Raw genomic sequence first — 23,069 nt, forward strand, 5'->3', positions numbered from 1 at the left:
CTTTTCTTTCGGGAAAAGTAGGCAAAACCATTGTCATCCGCTGAACTCGTCCACTACCGGCTTCTAACAGATGTATTGCAAATACATGACTATTCATCTGCAATCCTGCCTTAAACAACAGCGGATGACGTTATCGCGTATCCAATGACGATTTAAATCTTGTATCTTTTTTTATCAGGGCGATTCCGTTACCCTGCTTTCTTTAATGCAAAATCCTTACCAAACAGCAATTTGTTTCGGATGCTTGAAATTGGAGTTTGATCTGAAATCAATTCTGCATACCATGCACCGTCTTCAGTATCGCCAAACAGCACAGCGCCAATCACTCTATCTTTTTGAATAATAATGCGTTTATAAATCTGACGCTTTTCATCATTCAAAATAATGTCTTCAAAATCATCCTGCGGTTCAAAGTTGCCAGCTGAAAATACATCACAGCCGCTGACTTTTAACTGCGTCGGAACCGTGGGCGCTTTGAAGGTTAAACTGCCATGTTCGGCCAGATGCGATGCACAAATGAATGCCTGTCCCCAAAGCGGTTCAACTAAACCGAAAGTTTGGCTGCGGTGTTCTATGCATTCACCCACCGCATAAATACTCGGGTCAAAGGTTTGCATGGTGTCATTCACCATCACACCGCGGCCGCAGCGCAGTCCTGCACTTTGTGCCAATGCAATATTTGGGCGAATACCGACTGCAAACACCACAAGATCTGCAGCTAATACCGTGCCATCCTGCAAACGTAATTGTGTCACATGACCATCTTCACCCATCAACTCTTGGGTATTCGCTGCAGTCAAAATACGAATGCCTTTTTGCTCAATCGCTGATTTCAGCATCAGGCTGGCTTTTTCATCCAGCTGACGGTCCATAATACGGTCCATCAAATGCAGTACAGTAACATTCATGCCACGCTGTTTCAGGCCATAAGCTGCTTCTAGCCCTAATAAACCGCCGCCAATCACCACTGCATTTTTCTTCGTTTTGCAGTAGTCCAGCATTTTGTTGACATCATAAATATCACGGAAGCTTAAAACGCCTTTGAAGTCAGTTCCCGGTATTGGTGGAATAAACGGCTTAGAACCTGTTGCTAAAATCAGACGGTCATAATCGATGACCAAGCCTTTTTCTGTGTATACCTGCTTGCGCGGACGGTCTATGCGTACCGCCGCATCACTTGCTACAAAACGGATATTTTTGTCTTTATACCAAGCATGTGAATGCAGCATGATATCTTCAATGGTTTTATCACCTGAAAGCACAGGTGAAAGCATAATTCGGTTGTAATTACCCCAAGGTTCTTCACCAATGACCGTAATTTCATAACGCTCTGGCGCCATATCCAGCAGATCTTCTAAGCAACGCATACCTGCTAAGCCATTGCCGACCAAAACCAGTTTCATCAACTCAGACGATGGCGCGTTATTGGTAATATAGGTTTTTTGAGCAGTTGGACTAATCAGCACACGGCCATTTTCAATTTTGCTTGGAAAAACCAAGAGTTTTTGGTCTTTATCTTCTAAGCAGCGTCCAGTAGCAAGGCTGAAATGCTGTTTATAAATGGGTGATGCCACAACACGCTCACCCTGCAAGTCACCAATAATACCGCGGGACATAACATAGGCTTGGCTAAATGGGTCCTGATTGCTCAGCGCATAAACCCGCTTTTCTTCACCGACACGGAATATCGCAATTTGCTGATTTTCAATCAGTGCGCCCACACCTGTATTTGGCGTAATATCATCTAATGCACAAACATCAAACCAGTCTAAATCATTTATTTCTTTTAAAATTGTCATATTCTTGATCCTTTTTAAACTTCTTTTAGATCACTATCTTTTCATTTTCGCCTTAGCGAGAAACCGAATAAGGATGTAAATCAAATAAAAGAAGTTTTAAATTCGTTATTCTCTTAAGCTTCAACCACTGGAATGCGTGTCGTATCGCGTTCAGCTTCTGTTTTGGGTCTGATTTGACCGCGAACGGATGCAAACTGAATATGCGGATCATTTTGCTGTTCTGCTTTTGCATTCACGAAAGTCACAAAGCGTTTACGTACTTCAGGATCTTCTACAGCAGTACGCCATTCATCTTGATATGTACCCACAACATGGCTCATACGGCGTTCAAGTTCAGCCGCTACGCCAAGCGAATCATTCACAACGACATCTTTCAGGTAATCTAAACCGCCTTCCATGTTGTCGCGCCATACAGAAGTACGCTGCAAACGGTCTGCTGTTTGAATGTAGAACATAAAGAAACGGTCAATGTATTTGATCAATGTTTGCGTATCTAAGTCTGATGCCAAAAGCTCTGCGTGACGCGGCTTCATGCCGCCGTTGCCGCATACATAAAGGTTCCAGCCTTTTTCAGTCGCAATCACGCCAACATCTTTACTTTGCGCTTCAGCACATTCACGGGTACAGCCTGATACTGCCATTTTCAATTTATGCGGTGAACGCAGGCCTTTGTAGCGGTTTTCTAGGAAAATCGCCAAACCCACAGAGTCGTCTACGCCATAGCGGCACCAAGTACTGCCGACACATGATTTCACTGTACGCAATGATTTACCGTATGCATGACCAGACTCAAAACCTGCAGCAATCAATTTTTCCCAAATTTCAGGCAACTGATGCACTTGTGCACCAAACATATCGACACGCTGACCACCTGTCAGTTTGGTATATAGACCATATTCTTTCGCAATTTGACCTACGGCAATTAATCCATCCGGAGTAACTTCACCGCCTGCCATACGTGGCACGACTGAATAAGAGCCGTCTTTTTGTATGTTGCCTAGGTAGTAGTCATTACTGTCTTGCAAGCCTGCATGGCTTGGTTTAAGTACAAAATCATTCCAGCAAGACGCTAAAATATTGGCAACTGTCGGTTTACAGATATCACAGCCTAAACCATGGCCATGCTGTTGAATCAGGTCATCAAAGGTTTTGATTTCGTTCACACGTACCAAGTGATAGAGCTCTTGGCGTGAATAAGCAAAGTGTTCACATAAATGGTTATTTACAGTTACACCTTGACGCTGAAGCTCCGATTTAAGTACTTGAGTGACTAATGGCGCACAGCCGCCGCAAGCTGTTGCAGCTTTAGTACATTTTTTCAATGCGCCTAAAGAAGTCGATCCGTCAGCAATGGCTGAACAAATATCTGCTTTAGAGACGTTGTTACATGAACAAATCGTTGCGCTGTCTGGCAGCAGATCGACACCGCTTCCGCCCGATTTACCTGCAGATTGTGCATAGCCAGGCATGATTAGGCTTTCTGGGCTTTCAGGAACGTCTAAGCCATTCAGCATCATTTGCAGCAGGTCATTGTATTCTTTAGCACAGCCCACCAATACTGCACCTAGCAGCTTAGTTTTCTCTGCATTCACGACAATTTTTTTATAAACCTGAGCTGCTTCATCTGCATAGAAATAGCTTAAAGAATTTGGTGTCATTGCATGCGCATCGCCTACAGATGCAACATCAACTCCCATCAGTTTCAGCTTGGTGCTCATATCTGCACCAGCGAAAAGCGTGCAGTTTTGTTCCATCACATGCTTTGCTGCAATACGCGCCATGTCATAGCCCGGCGCAACCAGGCCATAAATTTTATTTTGCCAAAGCGCACATTCACCAATGGCATAAATGTCAGGGTTTGAAGTTTGGCAATAGTCATTAATCGCAATTCCGCCACGCTCACCAATGGCTAAACCGCTTTGGCGCGCTAATTCATCGCGTGGGCGGATACCTGCAGAGAATAAGATGATGTCGGTTTCCAGTTCAGAACCATCACCAAACTTCATTACATGCTTCGTATTTGCACCGTCTTCAATGCAAGATGTTGCTTTTTGCGTATGGACTTTAACACCTAGATTTTCAATTTTTGAGCGTAAAACTTTACCGCCTAGATCATCAATCTGAACTGCCATTAAGCGTGGTGCAAATTCAACAACATGGGTTTCTAAGTTTAAATCACGCAGCGCTTTTGCTGCTTCCAGACCCAATAAACCGCCGCCGATCACCACACCTGTTTTAGCATTCAAGCTTGCGGCACGGATGGCATCCAAGTCTTCAATGGTACGGTACACAAAACAGTTTTCACGCTCATTGCCTGGAATTGGCGGCACAAATGCATATGAACCTGTTGCGAGCACCAGCTTGTCAAAAGAAAGAATATCACCGTGATTGGTTGTGACCGTTTTATTGCGCTGATCAATTTCAACCGCTTTGGTGCTCAGGCGTAAATCTATACCGTATGCATCAGCAAAGTCGCTGCGGCACAGGGTTAAATCTTTAGCAGATTTACCGCTGAAATATTCAGTTAAATGCACACGGTCATAAGCTAAACGCGGCTCTTCAGCCAAAATGGTTAATTCAACATCATCATCTGCGTGTTCCAGTACAGATTCGATAAATTTATGGCCAACCATGCCATGTCCAATCATGATGATTTTCATATTCTTTCTCCGCAAGATTTTTTTATTTGCCCCTAAATCGCGATGTTTAGAGGCAACTTTTCAGTATTAGTTTTGAGCTTCAGCTAAATTTCGTTCATTTACAGCTTGTTCAAATAGGCGCTGTTCTTTTTCTTTATGCTCTACAGAGAAGCGGATCATCAGTACACAGCTTGCTGCAATCACCACCAAACCGCCCAACACCATAAGCGTGGTTTGAATATCCAGCATGCCTTTAAGCAAGAAGCCTGCAGCCACTGCACCTACGTTACCGCCTGCACCGATAATGCCTGCAACACCGCCTAAAGCATCACGGTCAATGAATGGCACCAGCGCATAGGTAGCACCGCAAGCCATATGGGTGAAGAGTGCAAAGACTGTCATGGCAAGAATGGCGAAGATTGGCGTGCTCATTTGCGAGAACAGAATTAAAAACAGACCTTCTAGCAAAATCATCGCAAACAGAACTTTGGTACGGCCATCTAAGCCTTTTTTAGTCGCTACTTTGTCCGAAACAATGCCGCCAAGCGCACGAGCAAACAATGCAAGCAAACCAAAGATACCTGCTGCCATACCAGCCTCTTTTAATCCAAAGCTGAAATGGTCGACGTAGTACATTGCTACAATGTTGTGAATAAAGATTTCAATACCGAAACAAGCTGCGTAAGCGCCAAATAGAATCCATACACGGTAATTGCGTGCTGCATGCATTAGAATTGCCAAGCCGCCCTTTTTGTCACTGCCAACACTGATGCCTTGTTCGCGAAGTTCTTTAAAGTTGCCTTGCGGACAGTCTTGTGTGAACTTCCAGTAAAGCGCACCAACAATCAGCATCATCACACCGGGTACAATCAGCGCAATACGCCAGCCCATCGCTTGCTCTACACCAAACATAACGAGTGCGCCAAGCAGTAAAGGCATAAGGGCTTGAGTTGCACCGCCGCCTGCATTGCCCCAGCCTGCTGTTGCAGCATTGGCTGTACCCACCACATTAGGCGCAAACATAATGCTTGTATGGTATTGAGTGATGACGAAGCTTGCGCCAATCGCGCCGATCAGCAAGCGGAAGAAAAGAAAGGATTCATAGCTGCTCGCAGAAGCGACACCAAAGACTGGAATACTGCCGATGATTAATAAAGCTGTATAGGTTTTACGCGGGCCATATTTATCACATAAAGGACCAACGATCAGACGGACTAAAATCGTGATCGCAACAGCGGCAATATTAATATTGGCAATTTGATCTTTCGTGAGGTGAAATTCGCCAGCAATCACTGGCATCAACGGTGCACAGGCAAACCATGCAAAGAAGCAAACAAAGAATGCGAGCCAACTCATGTGGAAGGCCCGCATTGCTGCTGAAGAAAAATTAAATAGACTTATTTTTGTGGCTTTTTTGGCATTTAAATTTGAAGACATAACCTTCTCCTGACTGAACTGAACGCATGAATTACTCGGTTATGTCGCTAACACATAACAGAGTCGATCAGAACGGACGTCGTTGGCCGTCTAACAAATTTTTAGAGTCTTCTTTGACTCAATAAGTATTAAGCACGATACGTGCCAAGTTTTTATTTCAATCGTAAATTTCATCTCTATATTTAAGCATTGAGCGCCGATCTATCCGAAAATAAGCGAATTAAGGTAAATAGATAGTCAATATGCCTATAGAGATGCGGCTGAATGTTCAAACGTGGTTCAGCCCTGCACAAGATCAGTGCACGGAAATGGTTCAATTTTAAAATGTGCATATAACCAAGCTAAAATTTAGAAGCAGATTTATATTTTGTATTGTCTTAAAATTTGGCATTTAAATTGCTTAGAAAACTCAATACGTATTTGTTTGGCTCTGTCTGAGCGTTTGCATGCCAAAACTAAAAATAGCCCTAATTGATGATGATCAAGAACGTGCTGAATTTATTCAAGCCTCATTAATTCAACATGACTTTGATGTGGTCGCCAGTTTCATGATTGATCATTTAAATATGTCATATCTGCAAAATATTCAGGCAGATGTGATTTTATTGGATATGGATCATCCACATCGCGATGTCATTGAAAGCTGTGTCAGCCAATTTGACTTACCGACTGTTCTGTTCACTAAAAATTCGAGTCTTGAAATCATCCGAAGCGCGATTGATGCGGGTGTCACGGCATATATTGTCGATGGTATTGACCCTGCACGTTTGAATAGCATTTTAGAAATTTCGATTGAACAATATAAAAAGCATAAAAAACTGCTGAATGATTTGGCTGAAACCAAGTGCAAACTGGCCGATCGAAAAGATATTGAAAAAGCCAAAGTGCTTTTAATACAAATGCATGGTTTAACCGAAGATCAAGCATTTAATTTGCTGAGAAAAAATGCCATGAGTCACCGTATGACGATGGGTGAAATGGCGCGCCGACTGCTTGATGCGCAAGCGCTGTTACAGTCTCAATTTAAGGAATAAACCATGCAAAAGCTTGAAAAAACTGATATTCAATTGGGCTATATTCCTTTACTTGACTGTGTTGCTTTGCTCTGGGCAGAACATCAAGGCTATTTTGCGGAACAAGGCTTGAATGTGACACTGACTCAAGAACCATCTTGGGCAAGTTTACGCGATCGTCTAGCTTTTGGTTTTTTAGATGCAGCACACTGTTTATCGGCCATGCTGCCTGCATCTGTGACGGGCAAAGATCATCTCGGCATCCCTTTGCAAACATCAATGACGCTCAGTACTAATTGTGCTTATATTAGTTTAAGTCAAAAGCTGTGCTATAAATTAAATATCCATGCTTTGGATCTTCCAAAAAATTCAGCAGAGAAAATCGTATCTGCGATAAAACAGAATCAAACGATTCAGTTGGCACATGTTTTTCAGCATTCGATTCATCATTATATTTTAAGAGAATGGCTGGCACTTGCAGACACAGAAATTGCTCAAACTCAGACCTTTTCAACTCTACCACCGCCTTATATGGTGGAAGCAATATCAACGCAACGAATTGATGGATTTTGTGTCGGAGAGCCGTGGAATACGCAAGCTGAAATACAAGGCTATAGTCGTATTATCGTCAATAGCCAAGATATTATTGAGCCTATACCAGATAAGGTTTTGGCTTTTACCCATGATTGGGCAGAAAAACATCCCAATACCTTAAAGGCAATCCATCTTGCCATTCAAAAAGCCCAAAACGATCTACTTCAACAAACGCATTTTTCTGAAATATTTTCTTTGTTAAAGCAATATCACATCATCCGGTTTGATTGTTCTGAGCAGATTCACGTCGAGGCTTTTCATCGGATCAAAAGCATCATTCAAAATTTTGGCAAGAGCCAAGCGCCACAAACTTCAGACTTTGAATGGATGATTCAAAAAATGCAGCAATACGATCAATTAAATATTGAAGATGAAAAGGTTTTTGAAATAGCTCAGTCTTGTATTTATCAGGATGCTTTGGGCTGAAGTGATTGATATTTCATAAGACCCTATCATTTGAATAGTGGATCTTGTGTTACATCGACCATGAAACCTTGATTAGTTATGCATCTGCATCGATGGCGCGTAAATCGATATTTTCTTCAACAAAGACTTCACGAATACAATCCAGTATCTTTGGAATGTAATTGCTATGATCCATATTGCGCACCGACAAAGAGATTGGACTATAGGCTTCCAAATCTAAGATTGGGATGTACATCAAATTTTTCATGCCAATATCACTGGCACTTTCAGGAATCAGGGAAATGCCCTCTCCTGACGCCACCAAGCCCAAAGCCATATGAATTTCACGCACTTCGGTTAAATGTTTAGGTACAAGTCCTAATTCGGTAAATATCGATTGAATGAGAGTGGAAAAATTCGGTTTCGGTGTTGTTGGATAGGCAAAAATTGGTTCATCTAAAATTTGAGAAAGATAAATGCCTTTGTCTTTAAATTCAGCCAAATGATGGTTTTTATGAATAGCTAAACGTAGCGCTTCTTTTCTTAATAAAACACGTTTAATGGACGGATCGGTTAATCGAAGTCGTCCAAAACCAATATCAATTCGACCGGTTTTTAAGGCTTCAATCTGGTCGCGTGTGCCACATTCTATTAGTTCAACATGAATATCTGGGTTGCGTTGTCGAAATAGATAAATAATTTGCGGCAATAATGCGTATAAAAGCGAACTGACATAACCAATGCGGACAGTTTTATCAACGGCATTAATTCGCTGTGCCATGGTTGTGGCCTGGGCGGTATGCGTCAATATCTGCACAGCATGCTCATAAAAGAACATACCAGCTTCTGTGGTTTTCACGGGTCTAGAACCACGCTCAAACAAGGTAATGCCCAGTTCTTCTTCAAGCTTTTGAATTTGGCGGCTCAAAGGCGGCTGAGCAATACATAATTTTTCTGCTGCCTTGGTAATACTTTGCTCTTCAACCACGGTGACAAAGTAACGTAAGTGCCTTAATTCCATTTATATACCTTTTAAGTATCTAAAAATACCAAAATCGCTCTAGTTAAAGATATTACATTAAATTAGGGTATATAAATAGTTGGATAGATAAGAAATACGCAAGATGTATAAGTCGATTGAAACCCTGCTCGTGGAAATCCCAACAATCCGTCCGCACAAGATGGCTGTTGCAACCATGCAAACGCAAACCCTTGTTTTGATTAAAATCACCACCGAAGATGGTTATATTGGTTGGGGTGAAGCGACGACGATTGGCGGTCTAGGCTATGGTGAAGAAAGCCCTGAAAGCATTCGTACCAATATTGAAACTTATTTTAGTCCTTTACTGAAAACCCTCACTGGTTTGAATGTTGCTCAAACCATGCAAGCCATTAAATGTAATATTAACGGCAATCGCTTTGCTAAATGTGCCATTCAAACGGCGCTACTCGATATTTTGGCGCAGCGTTTAAATCTGCCTTTAAGCGAAGTATTGGGCGGGCGCTTACGTGACAGCTTACCTGTTCTTTGGGTACTTGCGTCTGGCAATACAGAAAAAGACATTGCCGAAGCACAAAAAATGATTGCGGCAAAACGACATAATATTTTCAAACTTAAAATCGGTTCACGCCCCGTTGAAGCTGACGTTGAGCATGTATTAGCCATAAAAAAAGCGTTAGGTTCGGACATTTCTATTCGTGTGGATGTCAACCGTGCATGGTCTGAACTAGATGCCATTAAAGGCATTCAATTGTTACAAGATGGTGGTGTTGATCTGATTGAGCAGCCTTGTGCGATCGATAACATTGACGCGATGCGCCGTTTAACTCGTCGTTTTGATATTGCCATTATGGCAGATGAATCACTGATGGGGCCGCAAACGGCATATCAACTTGCGCGGCAGAATTCTGCCTCTGTTTTTGCAGTCAAAGTTGCACAGTCTGGCGGTTTAATCGAAGGCTGTGAGGTTTCTAAAATCGCCAAACTTGCGGGTATCGATTTATATGGTGGAACCATGCTTGAAGGCCCTGTGGGCACTATTGCATCGGCACATGCATTTTCTACATTTGACAATTTAGCTTATGGCACAGAGCTTTTTGGTCCATTGCTGCTAACTGAAGAAATTTTAAAAACCCCACTTCAATATCAAGATTTCGAACTCAAGATTCCGACCACAGCGGGTTTAGGGATTGAAATTGATGAAAACAAAATTGATGACTTACGTCGCAAATAACATTTAGCTAGGAGTGAGAAATGCTTTTCCAAGTACGCATGGATGTCAATATTCCATTAGATATGCCAGTCGAAAAAGCCAATGAAATTAAAGCTGTAGAAAAGGCTTATTCACAAGATCTACAACGTCAAGGCAAATGGCGTCATATCTGGCGCATTACTGGTCAATATTCAAATATCAGTATTTTTGATGTTGAAAGCAATGAAGAGCTACACAACATTTTACAAGGATTGCCCCTTTACCCGTATATGAATATTGAAGTCATGGCTTTAAATCGTCATCCCTCTTCTATTCGTAGTGATGACAGCTGATGTGATTGGATTCCAATTGTGTAACACATGATTGAAATCCATTTATCTGCTTTTTAAGTTAGTAAACATTTGAAATAAAAGATTATCTGCCTTGTATAGCTGAAGTGGTTAGTCAGGTAAATAGTTTTATCGTTCTTGATGAAGGATCGTAGCATGATTGATAAAAGTACCGCTTCCTTAACAGAAGCACTGTCTCAAATTAAGGATGGATCAACCATTATGATCGGCGGCTTCGGTACGGCTGGTCAGCCTGCTGAACTGATTGATGGACTGATAGAACTTGGGATCAAAGACCTAATCATCGTCAATAACAATGCAGGTAATGGTGACTATGGACTGGCTAAATTACTCAAAGCTGGTGCTGTCCGTAAAATGATCTGTTCTTTCCCTCGCCAATCGGACTCTTGGGTGTTCGATGAATTATACCGTGCAGGAAAGATAGAACTTGAGCTTGTACCACAAGGTAACTTGGCTTGCCGTATTCAAGCGGCAGGTATGGGTCTGGGTCCAATTTATACACCAACAGGTTTCGGTACATTGTTGGCAGAAGGCAAACCTACCCTCAATTATGAAGGTAAAGATTTTGTTCTCGAAAATCCAATTAAGGCCGATTTTGCTTTAATCAAAGCACATCAGGGCGACCGCTGGGGGAACTTGGTTTACAACAAATCAGCGCGTAACTTTGGCCCCATTATGGCCATGGCGGCAGATGTGACAATTGCACAAGTTTCTGAAGTTGTTGAACTTGGTGCATTGGACCCAGAGCACATTATTACCCCTGGCATTTTTGTACAACATGTTGTGGCTGTTCAACCTGCACAGCTTGAGCAATCTGCATAAATCACGTGAGGAAAGAACCATGAGCTATACCAAATTAACCCGTGATCAAATTGCAGAACGTGTTGCACAAGATATTCCAGATGGCGCTTATGTCAATTTAGGCATTGGCTTACCCACCAAAATTTCAAATTATTTACCAACGGACAAAGATGTTTTTCTACATTCAGAAAATGGCCTTTTGGCTTTTGGTCCTCCTCCGGCTAAAGGCGAAGAAGACCCTGAATTAATTAATGCAGGAAAAGAGTTTGTCACTATGCAGACGGGTGGCTGCTTTTTTCACCATGGAGACTCTTTTGCCATGATGCGTGGCGGTCATTTAGATATTGCAGTACTAGGCGCTTTTCAGATTGCCCAAAATGGTGACTTAGCAAATTGGCATACTGGCGCGCCTGATGCGATTCCTGCTGTAGGTGGCGCAATGGATTTGGCTGTTGGGGCGAAAAAAGTCTTTATTACTACAGACCATGTGACCAAAAAAGGTGAACCGAAAATTGTCGCTGAATTGTCATACCCTGCGACAGGCCTGCAATGTGTCGATCGTATTTACACAGATCTGTGCGTCATTGATGTGACGGTTGAAGGTTTGAAAGTGATTGAAAAAGTCGAGGGCTTGAGCTTTGACGAATTACAGTCAATGACCGGTGCAAAGCTGATAGATACGACAGCATAAAGCAAAAAGTCCCTCCTTGATTAAAGGAGGGATTTAGGGAGGATTAATTTAAAAATTAACTTCCTGTAAATCCCTCCCAACCTCTCTTTAAAAAGGGAGGAGCTGAGTTTTTAGGATTTATAAAATGAAAAATGCCTATATTATTGATGCAATCCGCACCCCTTTCGGTCGTTATGCGGGCGGTTTAGCAGCAGTGCGTACCGACGACCTAGGTGCCTTACCCATTAAGGCACTGATGCAGCGAAATCCAAGTATTGCTTGGGAGTCTGTTGATGACGTGATTTACGGCTGTGCGAACCAAGCCGGTGAAGATAACCGTAATGTTGCACGAATGTCGTCGCTACTCGCAGGTGTACCTTTTCAAGTTCCTGCTACAACTGTGAACCGACTTTGTGGTTCATCACTTGATGCAATTGCGATGGCAGCCCGTGCAATTAAAGCAAATGAAGCAGACTTAATTATTGCTGGCGGTGTTGAAAGTATGTCCCGTGCGCCCTTTGTTATGGGTAAATCGGAAAGTGCTTATGGACGCAGCCAAAAGATAGAAGACACCACCATGGGTTGGCGTTTTATCAATCCAATCCTCAAACAAATGTATGGCGTGGAAACCATGCCTCAAACCGCTGAAAATGTGGCAGAACAATTCAATATTAACCGTGCTGATCAAGATGCTTTTGCCTTAGAAAGTCAGCGCCGTACAGCTGCTGCACAAGCCAATGGTTTTTTTGAGAAAGAAATCATCCCTGTCGTCATTCCACAGCGTAAAGGCGACCCACTGATAGTTGATACAGATGAGCATCCACGCGGATCGACGACAGCAGAAGGTTTAGCAAAACTCAAACCTGTGGTGAAAGCAGATGGGACGGTAACTGCGGGCAATGCCTCAGGGATCAATGATGGTGCGGCTGCACTACTGATTGCTTCAGATGATGCTGTTAATAGATTTAAGTTAAAGCCACGAGCCAAAATTATTGCAGCAACGGTGGTGGGTGTTGAACCCAAAATCATGGGTTTTGGTCCTGCGCCTGCCATCAAAAAGCTATTAGCTCAAACAGGTCTAAGCCTTGAACAAATGGATGTGATCGAGCTGAATGAAGCTTTTGCGGCTCAAGCTTTAGCGGTTACCCGTGAACTAGGTTTGGAAGATGGCGCTAAACATGTCAATCCAAACGGTGGCGCTATTGCTTTGGGGCATCCATTAGGTGCATCTGGAGCACGTTTAGTCACGACTGCATTAAATCAGCTTGAGGCAATTTCAGGTCAATATGCCCTCTGTTCAATGTGCATTGGTGTCGGTCAAGGCATCGCTTTGATTATTGAACGTGTTTAATCCTCAATAAAAGTCCTCCTTCTCATAGGGGGATTTAGGGGGATTTTTAAAATTAAGGATTCAAAACATGCCTACATTCATATCCAATGATGCTTTGATTAATTACGCAACTTTTGGTGATACCAACAAACCTGCGATTGTCTTTTCTAATTCTTTAGGCACAAAGTTCAGCATGTGGAAGCCTCAGATAGAGGCACTACAGCAGGATTATTTTGTGATTTGTTATGATACACGTGGTCATGGTGCATCTTCTGCCCCTCAAGGGCCTTATAGCCTTGATCAATTGGGTACAGATGTCATCCATTTATTGGATCATTTAAATATTCAACAGGCCATATTTTGTGGAATATCGATGGGTGGTTTAACAGGCCAATGGCTTGCAAAACATCATCCTGAACGCTTTAACCATGTCATTGTATGCAATACCGCTGCAAAAATTGGGCAAGAATCAGCTTGGAATGAACGTGCGCAATTAGTCCGTCAACAAGGTCTGGAACCAATTGCAGAAACGGCAGCATCACGATGGTTTACAGAACCCTTTATCCAAAGTAACACAGCAACTGTACAATCTTTGAGTAACGACCTCGGAGCTGGCAGCCCAGAAGGTTATGCAAGTTGTTGTGAAGCTTTGGCTAAAGCGGATTTGCGCAATGAAATCTCGTCTATTCGCATACCGGTATTGATTATTGCAGGTCAACAAGACCCTGTAACTACAGTTGTAGATGGTCAATTCATGCAAGAACGCATCGCAAATAGCCAATTATTTGAAATTAATGCATCGCATATTTCAAACATTGAACAGCCTGATGCATTTAACCAAACACTCATCTCTTTTATCAGTGCTTAAATCCTGCATATTGTTCTTCGATAAAATTTAAAAAACATAAAGCCCAAATTGATTTGGGCTTTATGTTTTATGTGTTGAAAGTTTTAGGTTCTTTGCAACTCATTGACTGCTGCACCGCGTAAACTGAGCCAGTCAGAACGACGTTTAAATAATGCAGGTGCGGCAAAATTAATTTGGTCAATAAATTGTTGTAAGTCTGCATTAAGCAGTTGACCATTTTTGACCAAAACTTTTCCTGCAACCATCGTCATCACGACATCTTGGCCCTGAACCGCATGGACCAAGTTTGTATGTAAATTAAATAAACTGCCTTGGTTTATTAAAGGTGTCATGCGTGGTGTAGCCGTGTTTACTACGATTAAATCCGCCTGCTTACCAACTTCGATTGAGCCAATTTGTTGCTCAAGTCCTAATGCACGTGCTCCATCTCGAGTCGCCATTTGGCAAACTGACCATGAATCTAAAGCCGCTGCATCTAAATTTGAAAATTTAGCCAATAACGAAGCTGTTTTCATTTCCTCAAATAAATCTAAATTGTTATTTTCCTTTTCACCATCTGTACCTAAACCCACGGCAACGCCTTGTTTGAGCAATTGAGTCACAGATGCAGCGCCTGAGGCAAGTTTCATATTTGAAATGGGGTTATGCGCAACCCCAACGTGATAATGTTTAAGCAGCTGAATTTCGTCATCATCTAACCATACACAATGCGCCAGTAAGCATTGAGGCACATCGAGCATGCCTAATTTTTCAAGGGTCTGAACAGGCCGCATGCCATAACGTTTCAGATTTTCTACGACATCAAACTTGCTTTCATTACTATGGGTGTGAAATCCAGTTTGATAGTCCTGACACATTTTTTGGATGCGACCTAAGGCCTGATCTTCTGCATAAAATAAGTGTTCTAGCCCCACCCAGACCTGAATACGACCTTCTGCTCGCATGTGCCATCGTTGAATCAGCGCTTCATTGCTATCTAGTGTTTCAAAATAATTATGGTCTGGATGTTCTGCGACATACGGAACCAATACAGCTCGAATCCCTAAGTCTTCGGCTGCTTCGGCACTGCCATCCATATAGCGCCACATATCGACAATCGTAGTCGTTCCTGACAGCAGCGCTTCGGCATAACATAAATAGGAAGCCAATTTTGCATCTTCGGGTAATAACACTCGGTGCATGGGATCAATAAATTGTTGTAACCAGTCCCAAACAGGTAAGCCCTCCGCGGTGCCGCGAAGTAAGCCCGAATGACAATGTGTATTGATTAAACCTGGCATCAACAATCCATTGGGAAAATGCTCATGTATCGCATCTGGAAACTGCTATAAAAGATCTTCTCGCTTCCCAATTGCTTGTATCACTTGGCCTTTGACTAATACTGCCCCATCTTGAATATAGTCTAAGGACGAATTCATAGTTAATACATGGCCTGCACTCAGTAATTTCATTCATTTGCTCCTTTGAACATTGTGTTATTGGCCAAAATTAGGGGCTGAAGGTTTTCTCAAGTGAAGCTGGTAAATTCAGTTTTAGATGTTTTTTATTACGAGAAATCAGCACTAAAACCACAATCGTTGCCACATATGGAAGTGCAGAAAGCAATTCATTCGGCACATTTAAACCTAATGCTTGGGCATGGAACTGAAGGATCGTAACGCCACCAAATAGATAAGCTCCGAGCATTAAACGGGTAGGTTTCCATGTTGCAAAGACCACCAATGCAATCGCAATCCAACCCCGACCTGCCACCATGTTCTCAATCCACATCGGCGTATAGACTGTTGATAAAAATGCGCCACCTACTCCAGCCATAGCACCACCAAAAAGAACCGCACAGTAGCGAATCGCTAAGACGTTATAGCCCATAGCATGCGCACTTTCTGGTGACTCGCCCACTGCTTTTAGTAGCAGACCAAGGCGAGTTTTTGTGAGTACCCACCAAATAATCACAAAAGCCAACATGGACAAATACACAACATAGTTATGCTGAAATAAAATAGGCCCTAAGACAGGTATTTCACTTAAAAGCGGGATGTCTAAACCCTGTAAGCCGGGCAATGCCATGCTCACGTAGTTTTGTCCTATAAATGCTGAAATTCCGATACCGAAAATTGTGAGTGCTAAACCGCAAGCGGACTGGTTAGTACTTAAAGAGAGGGTAAAAAATGCAAAAATCAGTGCCATCAATGTGCCTGCAAGGCCACCGACCATTAAGGCACTTGCAACACTCGCATCGTACTGTGCAGCGAAGGCAAAGCCAGCAATGGCACCAACCAACATCATGCCTTCTACACCGAGGTTAATGACCCCTGTCCGTTCTGCGACTAATTCACCAAGACCTGCAAAAATGAGTGGCGTTGCTGCGGCGATCGTGCCAGCTAAAATGGCTGTAATTTCAATGCTCATACATTTCTCCTCAATCTAAGCCGTAGTCGCTTGACGATCTGTCAGCGTTTTATTTTTTTTCGGTGCAAAACGATAGCGGTTTTCAATCAAGGCATCTGAAGCTAAAAGGAAAAATAACAATAAGCCTTGGAAGATACCTGTAATCGCAACCGGAAGTTGCAGCTGCATTTGTGCCATTTCCCCACCCAAATAAATCAGTGCCATCAATAAACCTGAAAGAACGATTCCAATTGGGTTTAAACGACCTAAATACGCCACAATAATGGCTGCATAACCATAGCCCGGAGAAATGTTTGGATTTAACTGTCCAATAGGCCCTGCAACTTCACAGATGCCTGCAATCCCCGCCATCAATCCTGATAAACCTAAGCTGAGCCAAATGGCCTTTTTAGATGAAAATCCTGCATATTTCGCGGCCAATGGTGCTTGCCCACTTACTTCAAGTTTGTAAGCAGTTAAACTTTTACGAATAAAAATCCAAAATATCACCACAGCAATGATCGTGATGAAAATAGATGCGTTGACTCGAGTCCCTTCCCAAATTAAGGGCAATGTCGCTGACTCACTAAACATGACCGATTGAGGAAAATTCATGCCATCAGGATCACGCCACGGCCCATTGACCAGATATAAAAGAACAAATAAGGCCACATAATTCATCATGAGCGTCGTCAGGGTTTCTTCAGCATTAAAGTGCGTTTTGAGTAATGCCGGAATGAGTCCCCACAATGCGCCACCAATTGCCCCCATCAGCACCATGAGCGGCAAAATCCACCACCCCATTTGTTCGTGAAATAAAATTGCGATTCCGCCACCAAAAATAGCGCCCATGGTCAGCTGACCTTCGGCCCCGATGTTGAATAATTTGGCACGAAAACCAATGGCTAAACCCAACGCAATTAAAATCAGGGGTGAAGCTTTAATCGCAAGTTCACTTAAGCTATAGATCGAGGTTAAAGGCTCGATAAAAAAGATATACAGCGCATTGAGCGGATCAACACCTAAGGCTAAAAATAACAGACTGCCCATCACCAACATTGCCAAAAGCGCAATAATCGGAGACAGCCATTTCATCATTTGAGAGGGATGCTCTCTAGGTTCTAATAAATGCATGGATTTATCCTTTCATTGCTAGGCATGTGCCTGATTCAGAGACATTTCTGTAGAGTTTGAAGTATTGGAAATACCCGACATCAATAGACCAATTTGCTCGGCATTGGTATCCGTGGTTTTCATCGGTTTTGACAATTGCCCTGCGGCAAGTACACAAATTCTGTCGCTAATCTCAAACAGTTCTTCTAATTCTTCAGAGATCACCAATATTGCGACCCCTTGTCGTGATAGATCGATCAGGGTTTGTCGAATAAACATCGCTGCGCCTACATCAACGCCCCATGTTGGTTGCGATACAATCAGCACTTTGGGGTTTTGTAGAATTTCACGTCCGACAATGAATTTCTGTAAATTCCCACCCGAAAGTGACCGAGCTTCAGCATCAGCACCTGAAGCTTTGACGCCAAACTTTTCAATACACTGCTCTGCAAAGGCTCGCATTTTTGTAAAATTGATTAGACCCCAATCGGTTAATTCTTTACGAAAAGCGGTTAATAAACCGTTTTGTGACAGTGTCATATTTGGAACAGCACCTCGGCCCAAACGCTCTTCTGGTACAAAGCCCAACCCTTGATCACGGCGCAGTCCTGCACTTTGCAGCGAAATATCGACACCTTGAAAAACAATGCTGCCTTTTTTTGAAACTTGCTCACCTGAAAGTAAGGACAGTAGTTCCGCTTGACCATTGCCCGAAATACCTGCAATTCCTAAAATTTCACCGCCATACAAATCCAGTTGGATATGTTTAAGCGATACTCCAAATGGATCTTCGGATTCGTAATTCAAATCATCAACAGAGAAAAGCTGTTCTTTTTGACCTGAAAAATCCACATGCTGGTAGGTTGGCAAATCTCGACCAATCATTAAACGAGCTAAGTCACTGGTTGACTGATTTTTTGGATAGACATGTCCTGTCACCAGACCGTTTCTTAAAATCGTCGCTTCATCACAAAGTTCTTTAATTTCATGCAATTTATGACTGATATATAAAATAGATACGCCTTGAGAAGCGAGTAATTTCAAGGTCTTAAATAATTGTTTGACCGCCTGAGGTGTGAGTACCGATGTTGGCTCATCTAAAATGATTAAAGACGGATTTTGTAATAAACAGCGAATAATTTCGACGCGTTGACGTTCACCCACCGACAAAGAAAAGACTTCACGACGCGGGTCTACTCGTAATCCATATTGTTCAGACACGGCAACGATACGTTCATGCAATTGTTTTAAATCTACTTTTTCATCGAGTCCCAACAGAATATTTTCAGCAACGGTTAAGGTTTCAAATAGTGAAAAGTGCTGATAGACCATACCAATACCCAGCTTTCTTGCGGCTGATGGGCTATCAATATTGACCTCTTTGCCATTCCAAATGACTTGGCCTTCATCTGCACGTGTTGCCCCATAAATGATCTTCATCAGGGTACTTTTACCCGCACCGTTTTCTCCCAAAATGGCGTGGATGGCACCGGGCTGAACCGTTAAATGAATTTGATGATTGGCTTTGAGTGAGTTATAGCTCTTGCAAATATTAATGAGCTCAAGACGAGGAATGACATTTTTATGCTCAGCTCGATCGAATGGGTTTGCAGGTTCTTGTTGAAATGCATTCATAACTTAAGCTCTCTTCAACGTAAATATATAGGACCAAAAGTGAGATGCACTTTTGGTCACAGCTTGTATATTTCAAAATTATTTAGGTAAAACCCCTTCTACACCTTTCACGTAGTAATTCATTTTGTTGAGATCAGCATCAGTCATGCTTTTACCTTGAGCCAGTGCAAGACTCCCATCTTGTTTATATACAGGGCCTGCAAATGGATGTAATTTTCCAGTTTGAATTGCTGCTTGTACGCCTAAGGCTTTTTGTTTAACAGCAGGTGCTAAAAATGGTGCAAAGGCTTCAATTTTGACCGCGTCTTGTTTCACGCCATACCAGATTGCACTTGGTTTCCATGTTTTATTTGCGACTTGCTGCATGACTGGGGTATAGATTTTTTCCCAGTGCAACACTGAAGCCGCCAATTGAGCTTTAGGTCCAAACTTGCTCATATCTGAGTCCCAACCAAAGGCATATACGCCTTTTTGTTGTGCTGCTTGCACCACGGCTGGAGAATCCGTGTTTTGCATCAACACATCAGCTTTTTGAGAAATCAGTGCTAAAGCTGCATCACGTTCTTTGCCTGGGTTAAACCATGAATTGACCCAAATCACTTTGGTTTTAATTTTAGGATTGACGCTTTGTGCGCCACGTGTGTAAGCATTGATATTGCGTATAACTTCTGGAATTGGAAATGAACCAACGACACCTAAAATGTTGCTTTTCGTTTGCTGTCCTGCGACAACGCCGAGCATGTATGCACCTTCATAAGTACGTACATCATAAACACCTAGATTTTTGCCCTGTTTATAACCTGTCGCATGCATAAAGACGGTATTTGGAAATTGTTTTGCCACTTTTTCCATTTGGTTCATATAACCAAAAGACGTCCCAAAAATGACTTTATTGCCTTGTTGCGCTAAGTTTCGGATCACACGTTCGGCATCGGCCGTTTCAGGGATATTTTCAATATGTGTGGTTGTATATTTTCCAGCTAAGGCCTTTTGGGCTTTAATACGTCCCTGATCATGTGAATAGGTCCATCCATGATCACTGGTTGGGCCAATGTATACAAAGGCTGCTTTATCTGCGGCGTGTAGCTGAGTTATCAAGCCTGCACCACAGAGACCTGCTGCACTAAATACCAGTGCCATTTTTTTTAAACGGGTTATAAAGCTTTTCTTTTGCATCATTTCATTCCACCTAAAATATTAAAACTTGATCTAATTTATAAAAAAATAAAATTATTCTGCATAAATTCGATTTTCTATTTATAGTTAGCAAATATCGTTCCAAAATTTATTTTAAAATGAAAAAATATTTTAAATAAAATTGAATAATTAAAATAAAGGTGAATTTATATATAAAATAGAATCCATGAATTTTATTTAAATGAATATTTTTTTATTAACAAATCATTTTATATTGATCATAAAAAAAGCCCTATCGGGCTGAACGAAGGGCTATAAAAGGAAACCAAGAAATTAGTATGAGAGATTAAGTGATTTTTTCCAGTACTAATTGTTCTTCTAGACTTAAGTCATAAGCTTGCTGATACATTTGTTCCATGTGTTCACCAGCCGTACAGGGTGCATAACGGTAAATTTCACCATCTTTCACCGTTCCTGGTAAGGCATTGATTGGCGTCATGTAATTCGGCCCATAAAAAAATGGAATCGAATAGCGAGACTGACCTTTTGAAAATAAATTTCTAACACGATGTGGATTTGATTTATACAGGTCATTACTCCAACGTGGGATCAGATCGCCTAAATTGACAATAAATGTATCTTTGATCGGTGGCGCTGCAACCCATATCCCATCTGGTAAACAAACCTCCAGTCCGCCACATTCATCTTGTGCTAAAATCGTGATGGAGCCCCAATCAGTATGCGCTCCAACGCCAAAGCTATATTCATCTGCACCGACAGGATGCGGTGGATAACAGAGCATTTTTAGGGTAATCATGGGATCGATACAACAGTCATCAAAATAGCCTTCATCTAAAGATAAAGACAGTGCTAAGAGTTGCATAATGCGCTGTGCTAGACCATTTAGCTGTGCAATATACTCCTGACAAAACTGTTCCATTTCAGGTACTTCAGCACTCGGCCATTGATTTATGCCATAACCCTGATATTTGGCTAAAACATAGGGATGATCTTTAGGATAATTTTTTGCACAGTAGAAACCTTCCTTAATATCTGGCTTTGCGCTGTAGTCTGACTTTTGCGCTGCAAGCTGTTCAAAGCCCAAATGGCTATCATTTAAGCTCTGATCATATTTAAGTTTGGTTGCTAGTGGTAACGCAAAAATTTTTGCTGCCAAATCAAACTGACGTTGAATCAACGCTGATGATATTCCATGATTTTTTACATAGAAAAAACCTGAACTGGTTGCTGCCGCTCTTAACTTTTCTACCACATCCGAGATATTGGCTGAGGAAGGCGTCAATGCCTGCGCTAAATCAATTACGGGAATACTCATAATCACTCGACCTATGTAGAGCAAGTTGCCTCTCTTGCAACTTGCAATATTTTAAAATGTATTGTTTATCAAATTCTTATTTAGGTAGTGACCCATCTACACCTTTGACATAGTAGTTCATTTTAGACAAATCGATATCCGTCAATGTTTTGCCTTTTGCGACCAGTAGACTGCCATCTTGTTTATAAATCGGTCCTGTAAATGGATGTAATGCCCCAGTACGTAATGAATCACGTACTGCAATGGCTTTGGTTTTCATCGCAGCCGTCGTTTCTGGACCAAAGTTTTCAATATTTACAGCACTTTGTTTTACGCCATACTTGATCGCCGAAGGCTTCCATGTATTTGCCGCGACTTGTTTCATCACAGGTTCATAGATTTTTTCCCAATGTAACACTGCTGCTGCAAGGTGTGCTTTCGGTCCAAATTTACTCATATCTGAGTTCCAGCCAAATGCATACACCCCTTTTTGTTGTGCGGCTTGTACTACAGCAGGCGAATCGGTATTTTGCATCAACACATCCGCTTTTTGAGCGATTAATGCCAATGCTGCTTCACGCTCTTTACCGGGGTTGAACCATGTATTGGCCCAAATTACTTTGGTTTTGACCTTCGGGTTTACACTCTGCGCGCCCAAGGTATAGGCATTGATGTTTCGAACGACTTCGGGAATTGGAAATGACGCGACTACACCAATGGTATTGGTTTTGGTTTTTTGCCCCGCAACCACACCAAGCATATACGCACCTTCATAAGTTCGAAGTTCGTACACACCTAAATTTTTTCCTTGTTTATAACCAGTTGCGTGCATAAAGACTGTTTTAGGAAATTGTTTCGCAACTTTTTCCATCGAGTTCATATAACCAAAGGATGTACCGAAAATGACTTTGTTGCCTTGTTGTGCCAAGTTACGGATAACACGCTCTGCATCGGCAGTTTCAGGTACATTTTCGATATACGTGGTTTTATATTTTCCAGCTAAAGCTTTGTCTGCCTTGATGCGCCCTTGTTCATGTGAATATGACCATCCGTGGTCACTGGTTGGACCCAAATATACAAAAGCGGCCTTTTCCGCTGCATAAGATTGACTCAAACCCAGCATACCAACTGTCGAGAAGACTAAAATCGTTTTGACCAATGCTTTTATTTTAAAACTCATTCTATTTCCCCACAGTGTTTAAAATATATTTGATGCGATACTATTTAAAATGAAGAATAGATCTCTTTCATAAATCAAAAAACGATCTTCTTTTGGTTAATATTTGCACTCCGGATTTCTTAGCATTCGTGCATAATCTGCGGATGAAATACATCGATTCAAACAAGCTTTCTGATCCTCAG

18 protein-coding genes and 1 pseudogene are annotated in these 23,069 nt (G+C 42.0%); 8 read left to right on the forward strand and 11 right to left on the reverse strand.

From position 1 onward, the window contains the following. Positions 1–188: 188 nt before the first annotated feature. From nirD to FTU12_RS14215, 3 genes are all read right to left on the reverse strand, one after another. Positions 189–1,799: a nitrite reductase small subunit NirD gene (gene nirD / locus FTU12_RS14205; protein WP_180114694.1), complete on the reverse strand. Its 1,611-nt coding sequence runs from the start codon at positions 1,797–1,799 to the stop codon at positions 189–191. 113 nt (positions 1,800–1,912) lie between these two features. Beyond that, positions 1,913–4,459 (reverse strand): nitrite reductase large subunit NirB, encoded by a 2,547-nt coding sequence (nirB, locus tag FTU12_RS14210; protein ID WP_218955960.1) that lies wholly within the window; start codon positions 4,457–4,459, stop codon positions 1,913–1,915. A gap of 66 nt (positions 4,460–4,525) precedes the next feature. Further along, positions 4,526–5,875, reverse strand: a complete 1,350-nt coding sequence (locus FTU12_RS14215) for an MFS transporter (RefSeq protein WP_180054753.1) — start codon at positions 5,873–5,875, stop codon at positions 4,526–4,528. A gap of 446 nt (positions 5,876–6,321) precedes the next feature. Here FTU12_RS14215 and FTU12_RS14220 point away from each other — a divergent pair, with 446 nt between their 5' ends. Continuing rightward, entirely contained in the window at positions 6,322–6,909 is a 588-nt protein-coding gene (locus FTU12_RS14220; RefSeq protein ID WP_078190882.1) for an ANTAR domain-containing response regulator, read from the forward strand. A gap of 3 nt (positions 6,910–6,912) precedes the next feature. After that, a complete protein-coding gene (locus FTU12_RS14225; RefSeq protein ID WP_180114696.1) occupies positions 6,913–7,908 on the forward strand; it encodes an ABC transporter substrate-binding protein in 996 nt (331 codons plus the stop codon). A gap of 76 nt (positions 7,909–7,984) precedes the next feature. On the opposite strand, the gene catM is transcribed toward FTU12_RS14225, so the two are convergent. After that, positions 7,985–8,908 carry a cis,cis-muconate-binding transcription regulator CatM gene (catM, locus tag FTU12_RS14230; protein WP_180023667.1) on the reverse strand — a complete coding sequence of 308 codons (924 nt, stop codon included), beginning with the start codon at positions 8,906–8,908 and terminating at the stop codon, positions 7,985–7,987. Between the two features lie 103 nt (positions 8,909–9,011). Between catM and FTU12_RS14235 the strand changes: the two genes are divergently transcribed. The 6 genes from FTU12_RS14235 (at position 9,012) to pcaD (ending at position 14,119) form a co-directional block, all read left to right on the forward strand. Then, positions 9,012–10,121, forward strand: coding sequence for a muconate/chloromuconate family cycloisomerase (locus FTU12_RS14235; RefSeq protein WP_180064068.1), 1,110 nt, complete (start codon positions 9,012–9,014; stop codon positions 10,119–10,121). Positions 10,122–10,141: 20 nt separating this feature from the next. Further along, a complete protein-coding gene (catC, locus tag FTU12_RS14240; RefSeq protein WP_180009435.1) occupies positions 10,142–10,432 on the forward strand; it encodes a muconolactone Delta-isomerase in 291 nt (96 codons plus the stop codon). A 153-nt stretch (positions 10,433–10,585) separates the two neighbouring features. Next, positions 10,586–11,272 (forward strand): 3-oxoacid CoA-transferase subunit A, encoded by a 687-nt coding sequence (locus tag FTU12_RS14245; RefSeq protein WP_078193765.1) that lies wholly within the window; start codon positions 10,586–10,588, stop codon positions 11,270–11,272. Positions 11,273–11,291: 19 nt separating this feature from the next. Then, entirely contained in the window at positions 11,292–11,942 is a 651-nt protein-coding gene (locus FTU12_RS14250) for a 3-oxoacid CoA-transferase subunit B (protein WP_180009434.1), read from the forward strand. Between the two features lie 124 nt (positions 11,943–12,066). Further along, a complete protein-coding gene (gene pcaF, locus FTU12_RS14255) occupies positions 12,067–13,272 on the forward strand; it encodes a 3-oxoadipyl-CoA thiolase (RefSeq protein WP_180064067.1) in 1,206 nt (401 codons plus the stop codon). Between the two features lie 67 nt (positions 13,273–13,339). Continuing rightward, on the forward strand, positions 13,340–14,119 hold the full coding sequence (gene pcaD / locus FTU12_RS14260; protein WP_180114698.1) for a 3-oxoadipate enol-lactonase: 780 nt from the start codon (positions 13,340–13,342) through the stop codon (positions 14,117–14,119). 83 nt (positions 14,120–14,202) lie between these two features. Here the strand turns inward: pcaD and FTU12_RS14265 are convergent. The 7 genes and pseudogenes from FTU12_RS14265 to FTU12_RS14295 form a co-directional block, all read right to left on the reverse strand. Next, positions 14,203–15,570: pseudogene (locus tag FTU12_RS14265) on the reverse strand (amidohydrolase family protein). 37 nt (positions 15,571–15,607) lie between these two features. Further along, positions 15,608–16,528, reverse strand: a complete 921-nt coding sequence (locus FTU12_RS14270) for an ABC transporter permease (protein WP_180114700.1) — start codon at positions 16,526–16,528, stop codon at positions 15,608–15,610. 15 nt (positions 16,529–16,543) lie between these two features. Continuing rightward, positions 16,544–17,641 carry an ABC transporter permease gene (locus FTU12_RS14275; RefSeq protein ID WP_180114702.1) on the reverse strand — a complete coding sequence of 366 codons (1,098 nt, stop codon included), beginning with the start codon at positions 17,639–17,641 and terminating at the stop codon, positions 16,544–16,546. Between the two features lie 18 nt (positions 17,642–17,659). Further along, positions 17,660–19,255 carry an ABC transporter ATP-binding protein gene (locus FTU12_RS14280; RefSeq protein WP_180064063.1) on the reverse strand — a complete coding sequence of 532 codons (1,596 nt, stop codon included), beginning with the start codon at positions 19,253–19,255 and terminating at the stop codon, positions 17,660–17,662. Positions 19,256–19,333: 78 nt separating this feature from the next. Next, entirely contained in the window at positions 19,334–20,434 is a 1,101-nt protein-coding gene (locus FTU12_RS14285; protein ID WP_180114704.1) for a BMP family ABC transporter substrate-binding protein, read from the reverse strand. Between the two features lie 304 nt (positions 20,435–20,738). Beyond that, positions 20,739–21,728 (reverse strand): isopenicillin N synthase family oxygenase, encoded by a 990-nt coding sequence (locus FTU12_RS14290; RefSeq protein ID WP_180114706.1) that lies wholly within the window; start codon positions 21,726–21,728, stop codon positions 20,739–20,741. Positions 21,729–21,804: 76 nt separating this feature from the next. Next, positions 21,805–22,830 (reverse strand): BMP family ABC transporter substrate-binding protein, encoded by a 1,026-nt coding sequence (locus tag FTU12_RS14295; protein ID WP_257224742.1) that lies wholly within the window; start codon positions 22,828–22,830, stop codon positions 21,805–21,807. Positions 22,831–23,069: the final 239 nt, after the last annotated feature.

The organism is Acinetobacter sp. YH12063 (genome assembly GCF_013419715.1).
Lineage (GTDB): Bacteria > Pseudomonadota > Gammaproteobacteria > Pseudomonadales > Moraxellaceae > Acinetobacter > Acinetobacter amyesii.

Excerpts from the sequence above, each read along its gene's own strand:
- FTU12_RS14245 (WP_078193765.1), top strand. The coding sequence starts at position 10,586 with ATGATTGATAAAAGTACCGCTTCCTTAACAGAAGCACTGTCTCAAATT.
- FTU12_RS14285 (WP_180114704.1), bottom strand. The coding sequence starts at position 20,434 with ATGATGCAAAAGAAAAGCTTTATAACCCGTTTAAAAAAAATGGCACTG.
- FTU12_RS14280 (WP_180064063.1), bottom strand. The coding sequence starts at position 19,255 with ATGAATGCATTTCAACAAGAACCTGCAAACCCATTCGATCGAGCTGAG.
- FTU12_RS14235 (WP_180064068.1), top strand. The coding sequence starts at position 9,012 with ATGTATAAGTCGATTGAAACCCTGCTCGTGGAAATCCCAACAATCCGT.
- FTU12_RS14295 (WP_257224742.1), bottom strand. The coding sequence starts at position 22,830 with ATGCTGGGTTTGAGTCAATCTTATGCAGCGGAAAAGGCCGCTTTTGTA.
- pcaF (WP_180064067.1), top strand. The coding sequence starts at position 12,067 with ATGAAAAATGCCTATATTATTGATGCAATCCGCACCCCTTTCGGTCGT.
- FTU12_RS14270 (WP_180114700.1), bottom strand. The coding sequence starts at position 16,528 with ATGAGCATTGAAATTACAGCCATTTTAGCTGGCACGATCGCCGCAGCA.
- nirD (WP_180114694.1), bottom strand. The coding sequence starts at position 1,799 with ATGACAATTTTAAAAGAAATAAATGATTTAGACTGGTTTGATGTTTGT.
- nirB (WP_218955960.1), bottom strand. The coding sequence starts at position 4,459 with ATGAAAATCATCATGATTGGACATGGCATGGTTGGCCATAAATTTATC.
- FTU12_RS14250 (WP_180009434.1), top strand. The coding sequence starts at position 11,292 with ATGAGCTATACCAAATTAACCCGTGATCAAATTGCAGAACGTGTTGCA.
- FTU12_RS14225 (WP_180114696.1), top strand. The coding sequence starts at position 6,913 with ATGCAAAAGCTTGAAAAAACTGATATTCAATTGGGCTATATTCCTTTA.
- catC (WP_180009435.1), top strand. The coding sequence starts at position 10,142 with ATGCTTTTCCAAGTACGCATGGATGTCAATATTCCATTAGATATGCCA.
- catM (WP_180023667.1), bottom strand. The coding sequence starts at position 8,908 with ATGGAATTAAGGCACTTACGTTACTTTGTCACCGTGGTTGAAGAGCAA.
- FTU12_RS14275 (WP_180114702.1), bottom strand. The coding sequence starts at position 17,641 with ATGCATTTATTAGAACCTAGAGAGCATCCCTCTCAAATGATGAAATGG.
- FTU12_RS14215 (WP_180054753.1), bottom strand. The coding sequence starts at position 5,875 with ATGTCTTCAAATTTAAATGCCAAAAAAGCCACAAAAATAAGTCTATTT.
- FTU12_RS14290 (WP_180114706.1), bottom strand. The coding sequence starts at position 21,728 with ATGAGTATTCCCGTAATTGATTTAGCGCAGGCATTGACGCCTTCCTCA.
- FTU12_RS14220 (WP_078190882.1), top strand. The coding sequence starts at position 6,322 with ATGCCAAAACTAAAAATAGCCCTAATTGATGATGATCAAGAACGTGCT.
- pcaD (WP_180114698.1), top strand. The coding sequence starts at position 13,340 with ATGCCTACATTCATATCCAATGATGCTTTGATTAATTACGCAACTTTT.